Here is a 12269-nt window from a genome sequence, read left to right on the forward strand (position 1 = left end):
CCGGGGCTTGCTTCTTCTGGATCAAGCACTTGCGAGCTCGATCCGCGAGCCCGCCCGCCGGCTGCGAGCCCCTCGCGGACGACATCCGGGGCCATCCGCGCCCGACGCGCCGGCCAGCTGCACAGCCGCATCGGCCAAGGTCATGGGCCGGGGAGACCGCAGCCAGAGCGCCGGACGAACCGATGCGCCTCGCATCCGCGGCCGGTGCCGGCGGCGCTTGCGACCCGTCCAGACACCCGCTCGAACGCATGGCAGTCGAAGCCCAGCACGCGCCCCACCCGATCCAGCACGGCCAGCAAGTCTCCACGCCCGCAGGAGCGAGCTTGCTCGCGACCGCGGCCTTTGAGGCAGGGCGAAGGCGGAGGTCGCCTGCAAGCAGGCTCCTACGCACAGCCGCGGGCGCGACACCGGGACGCGGCCTGCATGCGCGACGGCTCGCATCGAATCCAGAACCCCCAATCCCCAATCCCTAATCCCTAATCCCAAATCCCAAATCCCAAATCCCAAATCCCTAATCCCTAATCCCTAATCCCCAATCCCCGCGGTTCCGCCCCAGCCCCCGCCGTCTGGCTGCGGCAACTCAGACACTTTCGTCGCGATCGACTTCGACCCGGTCGCGGCCGCCGCGCTTCGCGCTGTACATCGCGGCATCGGCGCGGCGGATCAGTGATTCCAGCGATTCGCCGGGGCGCTGGCGAGCCACGCCGATGCTCAAGGTGAGACTGAGCGGCTCAGTCTGCCCGGCGTTGTCGCTGGCGATGCGTAGATTGGAGGCGGCGCGGCGCAGCTGTTCGGCGATGCGCGCAGCGACATCGAGCCCGCAGCGCGGCAGCGCGGCCACCAGTTCCTCGCCGCCGTGGCGGGCCAGCAGATCGTGAGCGCGCAAACTGCGCTTGAGGCAGGCAGCGACCTCCGCCAGGGCGCGGTCGCCCCGGTCATGCCCGTAGCGATCGTTCAGAGCCTTGAAATGGTCGAGGTCGACGAACAGCACGCTCAGGCCATCGGTTTCGCTCGCCATGAGGCGGCGCACGCGCTCGCTCCAGGCGCGACGATTCAGCAAGCCCGTGAGCGGATCGACGTCAGCCAGGTGACGCGCAGAGTCACGGTCGCGACGCAGCTCCATGCTGCGGTAGGCAAGGCCCGCCGAAAGCACGAGGGCCTCGAACGCGCCCGCGGCCATGCCGGCGTTGTCGAGCCACAGCCACGCGCTGAACTGGCCGAACAACTGCAGGCTGCTCATCACCGTCACTGCCAGCAGGGGCGCCCAGCCGATCGCAAAGATCAGCGCATAGCGCGAGCCCTGCACAGCCGCCCATAGCGCTGCAATCAGCAGGAGCGGCCCGCCGACAATGATCATGGGGTTGGTGACTGCGCGCGCGGCCTGCACGGCGCGCTCGAAGGGCAGCAGTGAGGCCAGGCTGGTGAGAACGATGGCACCGGCCAGCAGATGCAGGCTTCGGCGCAGACGCGGGGCGTAAATGTCGAGGTGCGCGAAGCGATCGAGGAACATCGCAGCGCAGGCGATGGCTGCGGCGGTGGCAAGGCGCCCCGACATCGGCCCGCCCTCTGGGGGAAAAACCAAGCCCATCGGCGATGCAAGAAAGCCGCTCTGCAGGCCCAGGATCCACACATAGGCCAGCAGGTAACCGGAGTACCAGAGAAAGCTGGAATCGCGCAGGTAGGCAGCAAACAGCAGAGCCATCAGCGCCATGGCCGCCATCACTGCCAGGCTGGCGCCGGCGTAGGCCAGCCAGGCGGCGTCCTGCGCGCGGTACTCGTCGGCGGGCACCATGTTCAACGCAAGGGTCGAGGCCAGCACGCCGCGCGCATCCAGATGCACCCGCAGCGGCACATCCGGCTGCGGCAGGGCCGGCAGCGAGAATGCGACGTCCCCATGGCCGGCATGAAGGCCGGGCGCGGGATTGAGCGCGCGCGTCCACGCGCTGCGCTGCTCGCCGACCTGCAGCTGCACCCGATGCAGGGGCGAGGTTCGCAGCTGCAGCACCCATTCACCGCTGGGCCAAGCGCCGCTCTGCGGGCGGATCAGCAAGGTCGCACGCGGCGCCTTGCTCGACAGCACGCGGTTGCGCCAAGCGGGATTCGGCAAGGGGCGCGCGTTGGCCTCATTCGTTTCGCCATAGGCCAGAACCCGAACGTCGAGCGCAAGCTCGCTGGCCGCGACCGGCATCGCCATGCCGATCAGCAGCGAACACAGCAGGAGGGCGATCAGCAGGCGCGACATGAGCGCAGCGAAACAGCAAACAGGGCGAGGCGGCAAGTGCTGTCTCCTGCGATGGCGGGGCTGCGAGCAGCTTGAGAAAACATCTGACGCCTGCGGCCGTCCCGACGCGTGCTGCGTGGCCGGGCACGCGGTGTCGTGTGCACTCGTTCGAGCAACGCGGAACCCGGGCTGAGCGCGATCCGCGAGCGCGCCCTCCATGGCGCTCGGCAGCCCTGACGTCTTGAGTATTGCCTCAGGCTCGCCGAACCCGCGAGGATTCTCGCACTGCATTGCGCCACGCACCCCAGCGCCACCCGCGTGACAGCATCGAGGTGACTTCGCCCACAGGGGCCTTCAGCGCGCGGGGCGGGCGGGACTGTCCACAGGCCGGCGCGGCCTGCGGCGTTCGGCCTGCACAATCGATGCCGATGCGGCTGCAGCCTGGCGACGACAGGACATCCAGTCACAAATTCGCCATTCCGATGCAATAATTGTGAAGACCTTCCCCCGCCCAGGCCTTTCTCCATGCGCCCCGTCACCTTCGCCCTTTCGCTGGGCCTTGCATCGCTGCCTGCGTCCAGCCTGTGCAAGGCCTCCGACTGGAGTGTCTCGTATGGCGGAAACTTCCAGCACGACTACAGCCGCTACAGCCTGAGCGGGGATATCGATGGTGAAGCTGACGCCGCGCGGCGCAGCCGCGTCAGCCTGAAAGCCAGCCACGCATCGGGCCTGGAGCTGAAGGGCGAGTGGGATTTCGCCAGCGGCACGGTCACCGATCTGTACGTCGACCTGCCCGCGGCCGGCGGCAAGCTGCGCTTCGGCCAGTACAAGCAGCCATTCACCCTGGACGAGCAGGGTTCGTCGCGCGATCTCGCGCTGATGGAGCGCTCGATCGCCCACGATGCGTCCACCATCGGCCGCCGCGTTGGCCTGATGTGGATGCAGCCGCTGGGCTCATTGCAACTGCAGGCCAGCGGCTATGCGGGCCTGACCGAGCAGATCTCCGGCAGTGCAGGCATTGCCCTGCGCGGTTTCAGCGTGGCGCGGCCGGATCTGCAACTGGGCGTGGCGGCGGCCTACGAACAGCGCGACGACGAGCGCCTTCGCCTGCGCGCGCGCGCCGAGTCGCGACTGCTGCCGCTGTCTCCGCTGGATCTGGGCAGCTTTGCAGCGGTTGGCAGCAATGCTCGCCTCGGACTTGAAGCCGCTTGGCTGCGCGACAGCTGGACCGTCCAGAGCGAGGCCTTCACTCTGCGCGGGCAGCGTCCCGGCTCGGACCCCTCGGGCCAGGGCGCCTACCTGCAGGCCAGCTGGCTCAGCGGCGGCCATGCGCGCAGCCTGCGCGACGGTGCCGTACGCAAGCCCAAGTTCGAGGCCGAGTCCCTCGCCTTCGAGCTTGCCGCACGCATCAGCCGCGTCGATTTCGATCTGGGCAGCGCGGCACTCGGCGCGCAAACCCAGATCGGCTTCGCCGCCACGGTCTACGTGGGCGCGAACTGGCAGTTCAGCGCCCACTACGGAAATTTCGAGGCCGATCGCAGCCTGCGCGTGAGCCGGCCCGGCGAGTACAGCGGGCACTTCACCGCGGTGCGGGCGCAGTACGGGTTCTGACGATTGCGGTGTGGGGCGCGAACGCGCCCTTTCCGCCCACGTCGGGCGTGGCGACTGCGGGGCTCAGGGCACGACCTCTCCGGCCGGCTTCACGCCCTTGAAGGACTGCGCGCCGCCGGCCGGACCGAACTCGAGGTTGGCGCGATCCACGAGGCGCTGCAGCCGCAGATCGATGAGCGTTGCCTGGTTCGGCCGCAGCACCTGCCGCAGCAGGGTCGGCTCGGCATGGATCACCGCCTGCGCATAGCGGACGAAGCCCTGCTCGGGGCGCGGCCGGAGCTTCAGCCCCAGTCGATCCACGCCGGGCAGGGCCGCACGCAGCTCGGCGCCTGCGCGACGGGGATCGGGGACGGCTGAGCAGCCGGTCATCAGATCGTGGTCGAACAGGAAGCTCAGCGTGCCCGGATGGCGGCTGTTGCGCTGGCGGTCGCGCAGGAAGCCCGCGGGCAGCAGATTGGGGCTGTCCTGCGCGCCGGTGAGGACGAGGTCGTAGTCCTTGAGGGCGTAGCCCTCGCTGTCCTGCAGGCGAAAGATCACCAGGCTGCTGCGATCGTGCAGATGCACGCGATCGGGCAGCACCGGCACCGCTTCGATCTCGACCCGCTCGGCCGCTTCGACGCGCTCGGATTCCTGCTCGAAGGCATCGCACAGCGTGGCGTAAGCGGCACCGGAGTCGACCTCAAGACAGCGCAGCACGGCCTGCACGGTCTCGGTGCCCTGCCCGCCGGCTGTCGCCGACACGCTTCGCAGGATGCCGTGCGCCTTGCCGGAGTGCGCCGCGCCAGCCATCAGTCGAAACGCCGTTCGCGGCGCGCGCTTCAAGCCACCGACCGCCTCCAGACGCTGCAGATCGCCGCTGCGCCCCTGCTCCAGCACCAGCAAGGCGGCATTGAGATTGGCCGAGGACACGCGCACGACGCCATCGCTGCCGCTCTCGCCGGTGTAGGGGTTCAGATGGTCGTAGAGCTTGCGGTCGATGCTCTGGCCGGTGAGCACGAAGGGATACACGCCGCGGCCGTCCTCAGCGCCCGGCAACCCGAAGCGGCCTCGGCACCAGGCTTCGTTCAAGGCCCAGGCTTCGGGGCTGCCTTGCTCCAGCCAGTCGAGCACGCCAGCACCGGGCTCCACGCCTTGCGCAAAGGTCTTGATGCGGCTGAGTCGCCCCTTGCCAAGTTGAGCCAGTGCGCTGCCAAAGTTGGCCGGCGCCAGCATCACCAGATGGCTCATGGGGCACGGCAAGGCGCCGCGCGGCTGGGCGTAGTAGCGCCACCACCACTCGCGGGCCAGCGGGCCGCCGGTGCTGTGGGTGATCACCGCGAAGCGCCGGCCGGCCTGGATCAACGCGCCGAGTTCGCGCTCCACGGCGGCCTGCAGGGCGCGCGCCAGGTCCTCCATGCGCACTTCGTCCTGGAAGGACACGTAGCGTCCCAGGTGGATGTCGCGCAGCTGCAGGGCTTGACCGCGCGCGGCGTACTCGGCGGCGAGCCGCTCGGGCAGGCCGCCGTAGGTGTCCGTACTGGTGACCGACCAGCCGTGCAGGAAGACCAGGGTGTCAGGCAAAGGCATCGGCGAATCCTCGCGTCCGGCGTTCGGCAGCACACGGCTGGCAGTGGGGGAGCGCCGCGGGGGCAAACTGACTCAGCGGCAGGGCCGCAGCTTTCCACCGCGGCTCGCTGATGAGCGGCCTACGTACACGAGCGCCCGACTCCGTTGCGACCGGAGGACAACGCCCTCAAGCCGCTCCCGGAGCGCGACCCTGGCGGTGGCGGTCGGAACCGACCCGCTGTTCCCGAATCCCAAATCCCAAATCCCGGCCCCTCACGCCGTCCCCGAGCCCTCCGCGCAGCCGCGGGCGACGTCGGTCTCGACCTCGTCCTCGTGCAGCAGCGCGCGGGCGACATCGAGTGCGGCGTCGATCACTTCGACGCGCACGGTCACTTCGCTGGACTCGCGCGAGGTGTTGATCAGGATGGCCCGACCCGGGCCCGTGATGCGCCCGGCCAGGACATCGCGCGGGCCGACGACGCCGCGTTCGATGTCCATCACGGTGTAGCCGCCTTCAGTGCGCACCACTACGCGGCCGGTATTCGGGTTCATGCCACACACGCTGCCCTGACTGCTCATGGCACTCTCCTTCTCGACTGGCTGGACCCGAGGTGGGCGCCAGCCTAGCCGAAACAAGACGTGCTGCAAGTGCACACGGGCGGCCGTTCACTCCATCGCCGCCGGTCTTAGCCGAGCAGCAGCCGATACGCCGGATTCTCGGTCTCGTTGCTGTGCGGATAGCCCAGCCCGGCGAGAAAGCGGTCGAACGCCGGACGATCCGCCTCGGGCACCTGCAGGCCGACCAGGATGCGTCCGTTGTCGGCGCCCTGGTTGCGGTAGTGGAACAGGCTGATGTTCCAGTCCGGGTTCATCGCCGAGAGAAAGCGAATGAGCGCGCCGGGTCGCTCGGGGAAATCGAAGCGGTAGACGCGCTCGTCGCGGGCCAGCGGCGAGCGTCCGCCGATCATGTGCCGCAGATGCAGCTTGGCGAGCTCGTCGTGGGTGAGGTCGAGCGCGGGGAAGCCCTCGTCGGCGAAGGCGCGCGCCAGCGCCTCGGCTTCGCCCGGCCCGCGCGTGCTGATGCCGACGAAGATATGCGCGGCCGAGGCATCGCCGATGCGGTAGTTGAACTCGGTGATGCCACGCCCGCCCAGCAGATTCACAAAGCGGCGGAAGCTGCCGCGCTCTTCCGGAATGGTCACCGCGAACAGCGCCTCGCGCTGCTCGCCGACGTCGGCGCGCTCGGCGACGAAGCGCATGCGGTCGAAGTTGAGGTTCGCGCCCGAAGCCACCGCCACCAGCGCCTCGCCGCGGATGCCCTCACGCGCGACGTACTGCTTAAGGCCAGCGATCGCCAACGCACCGGCGGGCTCAAGCAGGCTGCGGGTGTCCTCGAACACATCCTTGATCGCGGCACAGAGCGCGTCGGTGTCGACCCGCAGCACCTCATCGAGATGCAGGCGGCACAGGCGGAAGGTCTCATCGCCGGCCCGCTTCACCGCGGTGCCATCGGAGAACAGGCCGACGTCATCGAGCGTGAGCAGCTGTCCCGCTTCGAGCGAACGCGCCATGGCGTCTGAGTCTTCGGTCTGCACGCCGATCACCCGCACCTCGGGCCGCAGCGCCTTGACGTAGGCCGCCACGCCGGCGGCCATGCCGCCGCCGCCGATCGGCACGAAGATGGCATGCAGCGGGCCGGTGTGCTGACGCAGGATCTCCATCGCCACCGTGCCCTGCCCGGCAATCACATCCGGATCATCGAAGGGATGCACGAAGGTGTAGCCGTGCGTGCGCTCAAGCTCACGGGCATGGGCGGCGGCATCGCTGTAGGAGTCGCCGATCAGCACCACCTCGACGTTCTCGCCGCCGTGGCGACGCACCGATTCGATCTTCACTGCCGGCGTGGTCACTGGCATCACGATCACCGCCTTGCAGCCCAGCCGGCGTGCGGCCAGCGCCAGGCCCTGCGCATGGTTGCCGGCGGACGCCGTGAGCACGCCGCGCGCGCGCGCCTCGGGGGCGAGATGCATCATCTTGTTGTAGGCCCCGCGCAGCTTGAACGAGAACACCGCCTGGTTGTCCTCGCGCTTCAGCCAGACCGTATTGCCCATCCGCGCCGACAGTCGCGGGGCATGGTCCAGCTCGGATTCGCGCGCGACCTCATAGACGCGCGCGGTGAGAATTCGCCGCAGGTAATCCAGCGCCGGCGCGGGCGCGATCTGCGCCTCGGGTCTGGGCGTGGACGACAGCGGCTGCGCGGGCATGGCGGAATCCTCAAGGTCTCGTGAAGGAAGCTCCGAGACTACGCCGGCAGCAGCCGTCCGCCCTTACGACTTCGGTGGAGGGCGACGAATTGGCATAGAGCTCGAGAGCCGGGATTTGGGATTCGGGATTGGAAAAAGCCAACCGCGAGCTGCGCACGCGTAGGGGACTGAGGCACTCCGATGCGAGATCAGGCGACATCGCGATCGAGGCCCTCTCCCCACAAGAGGGGGTGGGGGTGGGGTGGGGGTGGGGGTGGGGTGGGGGGCGCGACGGGGTGGCAGTGTGTCCAGGCCGGTATCTGTTCTGCACCGTCTCCCCGACACATCTCGCATGGGGTGAGGGGCTAAAGCTGGCGAGCTTCCGCGCGGGCTGAATCGAGGTCGTGTCGGCGAATCCCGACTCAAGGCAACAGGTCTGCCCTTGCGAATCCCGCGCCCGGCCCTCGCGCACAGCGCGCGGGCGTTCGGAGACTCGCGCGGCGGTGCCGCGCAAGCAAGCCGCCTCACCCCCAATCCCGGCTCCGTCAGTCGCTCTTGATGACGATGTTCGGAAACCCGAAAGCCTTGTTCTTCGCGCGCAGGGACAGCCGTCCCGCGGCGTGTCGGGCGATCTCGCGGTAGCGCTTGGAGAGATCGGACTCCGCATCGATCGCCACGGTCGGCACCCCGCCGTCCGCCTGCTCGCGGATACGGATGTCCAGCGGCAGAGCGCCCAGCAGCGGGACTTCGTATTGCGCGGCCATGCGCGCGCCGCCGCCCTCGCCGAAGATGTGTTCGGCGTGGCCGCACTTCGAGCAGATGTGGATGGCCATGTTCTCGACGATGCCCAGCACCGGCACCTCGACCTTGCGGAACATCTGCAGGGCCTTCTTCGCGTCCAGCAGGGCGATGTCCTGCGGGGTGGTGACGATGATCGCCGCCGACACCGGCACCTTCTGGCACAGGGTGAGCTGGATGTCGCCCGTGCCCGGCGGCAGGTCGATGATCAGGTAGTCGAGGTTGTCCCAGGCGGTTTCGTTCAGCAGCTGCTGCAGGGCCTGGGTGACCATCGGGCCGCGCCAGATCATCGGCGTGTCCTCTTCGATCAGAAAGCCGATCGACATCGCCTGCAGGCCATGGCCGCGCTTCGGCGTGATGGTCTTGCCGTCGGGGCTGTCGGGCTTGCCGGACAGCCCGAGCATGCGCGGGATACTCGGCCCGTAGATGTCGGCATCGAGCACGCCGACACGCGCGCCTTCGGCCGCCAGCGCCAGTGCGAGATTGACCGAGGTGGTCGATTTGCCCACGCCGCCCTTGCCGGACGCGACGGCGATGATGTTCTTGACGCCCGGCAGCGGGCTCAGGCCCTCGCGCACCTTGTGCGCCAGCACCCGCGAGCTGACGTCGACCGTGGCGCGCTCGATGCGCGGATCGGCTTCCAGTGCGGCGCGCACCCGCTCGCCCAGTGCGGCATGGAAGCCGGCAGCGGGATAGCTCAGCTGCAGCTCGACCAGCACGCGAGCACCGTCCACGCCGATGGCGCGCACCCCCTCAATGAAGCTTTGGCCGGTGTTTTCGTCGATGAGTGGGGCGAGCAGCGCGCGCACGGCATCCTGGTCGAGCGACATGGGAGTTCCTTTGCAGCCTGAAGATGTGAGAGGCGGACGGGCCACCCGAGAGCTGCACATTCTAAGTGGCTGCGGCGCGGCTACAGACCTCCGAGGCGCGGCGGACTAGGTCGCGGGTGCGTGCTCAAGATCGGCGGCACGCTCCGCGCGATCGCGACCCGACGACTTCGCCCGATACAGGGCTTGATCGGCGCGTTCGATGAGTTCGGACAAACGGGCGTGCTCGGTCGGAACGATGGTCGCGCTGCCGATCGAAACGGTGACACCCAGCGGCGAAGCGCGCACGGTCTGGCACAGCGACTCGGCGAACTCGAAGGCGAGCTCGACCGGCGCGCCCGGCAAGACCAGCAGGAACTCCTCGCCGCCATAGCGGGCGACCAGATCCTCGCTGCGCCTCAGGCTGGCCGCGAGCACCTCGGCCAAGCCCTGCAGCAGAGCGTCGCCTGCGGGGTGGCCGTGCTGATCGTTGTAGCGCTTGAAGTGGTCGACATCGACGAGCAGCACGCTCAAGGGCCGCTGACGCTCCTGGCACTGGAACCAGACCGCGCGGAGGTAGGCGTCCTGCCTTCGGCGGTTGGCCAGGCCGGTCAGGCCGTCGCGGTTGGCGATGTCTTCCAGCCGCCGATTGGCCTCGGCCAGCTCCGCCGTACGCGCCTCGACAAGATCCGACAGTCGTCTGCGTTCGGCCTCGATACGGGCGGTTCGACGACGGATGTAGGCGCGCGTCGAGAGCGCCGCCGCCGAGACCAGCAGCAGGGCAAAGACCGCACGCGCCCAAGCGGTTTCGTGCCACGGCGGCAGCAGGGTGAAGGACCACGGCGCCGCGCGGCTGATATGCCCGTGAGCGTCGCGCGCCTCCAGCTCGAAGCGGTAGGCGCCGGGGTCAAGCTGGGTGTAGTTGACGCGCATCGAGCGCACCCAAGGGCTCCACGCCTGGCGTAAACCGTACAGCCGCCATCGGTACTGCGGGCTGATCGATTGATCCAGCTCGGCCATCGCGAACTCGAAGGCGATGTTGAAGCCCTGCGCGGGCGCTTCGAGCGGCGCCTCCGGCGCCAGCGCGAGCGACGCCGGCGCAGCGGCGCCGCGGCTCCGCAGCACGCGGGTCAGGCGCACCTGCGGCTTGTGCGTTGCGGCTTCCGTATGTGCCCCCGACTTCAGAAGCAGGGCGCCGTGGCACACAACGAAGGGTCGACCGTCAGTCAGGGCATCGACCTGTTCGATAGCGCCCCGGCAAAGCCCGCCGAGATCGACCTCACGCCAGCCCTCCTCGTGCCGCTGCAGCACCCGGGTCGGGCTGAAGGCCCAATCCTTGCCGTGGCGATCCGGCACGAGTCGCAGTCGCTCCTCGGGCCGGCGCTGGGCATCCAGCCCGAACACATCATCGCGAACGAACCCGCGCGCTCCGTCCCAGCGCCAGAGGCCTTCCGCAGTGCTGGCGCGAAGGCTGCCGTCGGGCCAGCGGCTGACGTGGGCGAAAGCGATCGGGCCATACTCGATGCCCTGCTCCGCTCCCATGCGCTCGGCCGAGCGCAGGCTGCGATCCGCAGCCAGGCGATAGCGCCACAGGCCGCTGCGCTCCGTGCCGAGCCACAGCTCGTCGGCCGCCACCTCGGCGATCGACTTCACCCGCATGTCGTCCGCGCGCTGCAGGGGGGCGCTCAAGGACAGTTCGGGCTGCAGGTCGAGGCGACGCAGGCCGTGCTCGGTGAACACCCAGAGCACGTCCTTGTGCCATCCGCTCGGCTGCAGCTCGCGGGGATAGACCAGCTCGTCGGTGAGCATGCGCACGCCGCCTGCGTCGCGCAGCAGCAGGTGATGCCCGCTCGACAGAACCTCGCGCCCGTCAGCGAGCGGATAGCGATCAAACAGGCTCTGCGTCAGTTCCGGCATGGTCTGCAGTCGGCTGGGTGCATTCGGCAGCGCCTGCGCGCGCAGCGCGCCCCCACTGCCAAACGCGAGCAGCTCGCCGCCCTGTTCCCGCGCGAGTTGCAGGTTGCCGCGCAGGCCCAGGGTTTCGTCGAGCGCGGTCCAGCGCGGCGGCCACACCACGCGATGGATCCGCGTATCGCCCGACACCAGCAGGCTGCCGTCTCGGGCCTGCCAAAGGCCGCTCAGGAAGCCCTGCTCCAGACGCAGACTGACGTAACTCTCGCGTCCGGGCGCCAGCAGCCAGAGCTGGCCATCGCCGGAGGCGAACACCAGATGTCCGTCGCGAAGCCGCGTGGCCTTCTGGAACTCGGACGAGGGCGGCAGCCGCTCCGGCATCGGCACCTCGCGAACCTGATCGAGGCCAATCCCCCACCATCGACCGTCCGAACCCAAGCCCAGCAGGCTGCGCTCATCCAGCGGCACCAGCGTGTGCACGAGCTGCGTGAGCGCGGCGGTATGCGGCAGTGGCTGCCAGACCTCGCCCCGGCGCACGCGAAACCCCTCGCCGCGGAACTGCAGGATCACTTCGCCCTGCAGGCGGGCGATACCGCCGAAGCGCCCTTCATGGCGCCAGCGCTGGCGCTTCTCGCCGTCGGCCGAAACGAAGAACACATCGCGCAGGGCGCGAAAGTAGGTGCCCTCCGGCGTGACCACAATGCTCCAGATATCGGCGAAGCGCGCGGCTTCCCCGGGCTCCAGGGACGCGGCCGTGAGATCGCGAAACGCCCACTTGCCGTTGGGGGCGCGCGAAAGGCTGCCGAAGCTGTTGTAGCCGCCTACCCAAACCGTGCCTCCGGCTCCGGGCGCGAGCGAACGGACCATCTCGCGGTTCGGCAGCCGCAGCAGGCTCCAGCGTTCGCCATCGAAGAGCAGCACGCCGTCGCGGCTGGCCACCGCAAGGCCGCCGTCATCCAGCTCCAGTACACCGAAGTTCTGCGGAAACACCGGAACGGATGGCACCAGCTGCTGTACGGGCGGGCGTCCGCGCAGTTCGATGTCCGCCCTTGCAGTCCCGGCGGCCAGGCAGCACAGCAGAACCCACGGCAGCCAACGCATCGGAACCCCAGACCGGCAGATTGACCGGCGACG

7 protein-coding genes are annotated in these 12269 nt (G+C 69.0%); 1 reads left to right on the forward strand and 6 read right to left on the reverse strand.

Translation table 11 applies throughout. The features are described from left to right. Nucleotides 1-580 precede the first annotated feature (580 nt). Nucleotides 581-2242, reverse strand: coding sequence for a diguanylate cyclase (locus H4O13_08540; GenBank protein ID MBE5315433.1), 1662 nt, complete (start codon nt 2240-2242; stop codon nt 581-583). Nucleotides 2243-2746: 504 nt separating this feature from the next. On the opposite strand from H4O13_08540, the gene H4O13_08545 reads away from it, so the two are divergent. Then, nucleotides 2747-3832, forward strand: a complete 1086-nt coding sequence (locus H4O13_08545; protein MBE5315434.1) for a hypothetical protein — start codon at nt 2747-2749, stop codon at nt 3830-3832. A 63-nt stretch (nt 3833-3895) separates the two neighbouring features. On the opposite strand, the gene H4O13_08550 is transcribed toward H4O13_08545, so the two are convergent. From H4O13_08550 to H4O13_08570, 5 genes are all read right to left on the reverse strand, one after another. Further along, nucleotides 3896-5398 (reverse strand): phospholipase, encoded by a 1503-nt coding sequence (locus H4O13_08550; GenBank protein MBE5315435.1) that lies wholly within the window; start codon nt 5396-5398, stop codon nt 3896-3898. 252 nt (nt 5399-5650) lie between these two features. Beyond that, on the reverse strand, nt 5651-5956 hold the full coding sequence (locus H4O13_08555; protein MBE5315436.1) for a hypothetical protein: 306 nt from the start codon (nt 5954-5956) through the stop codon (nt 5651-5653). A gap of 107 nt (nt 5957-6063) precedes the next feature. Then, the gene (gene ilvA, locus H4O13_08560) at nt 6064-7641 is read right to left on the reverse strand and encodes a threonine ammonia-lyase, biosynthetic (GenBank protein MBE5315437.1); all 1578 of its coding nucleotides are present in this window, start codon (nt 7639-7641) and stop codon (nt 6064-6066) included. A gap of 524 nt (nt 7642-8165) precedes the next feature. Further along, nucleotides 8166-9248, reverse strand: coding sequence for an iron-sulfur cluster carrier protein ApbC (gene apbC, locus H4O13_08565; GenBank protein ID MBE5315438.1), 1083 nt, complete (start codon nt 9246-9248; stop codon nt 8166-8168). A gap of 105 nt (nt 9249-9353) precedes the next feature. Continuing rightward, nucleotides 9354-12236 (reverse strand): GGDEF domain-containing protein, encoded by a 2883-nt coding sequence (locus H4O13_08570; protein ID MBE5315439.1) that lies wholly within the window; start codon nt 12234-12236, stop codon nt 9354-9356. Nucleotides 12237-12269: the final 33 nt, after the last annotated feature.

Source organism: Lysobacterales bacterium (assembly GCA_014946745.1).
Lineage (GTDB): Bacteria > Pseudomonadota > Gammaproteobacteria > Xanthomonadales > Xanthomonadaceae > Aquimonas.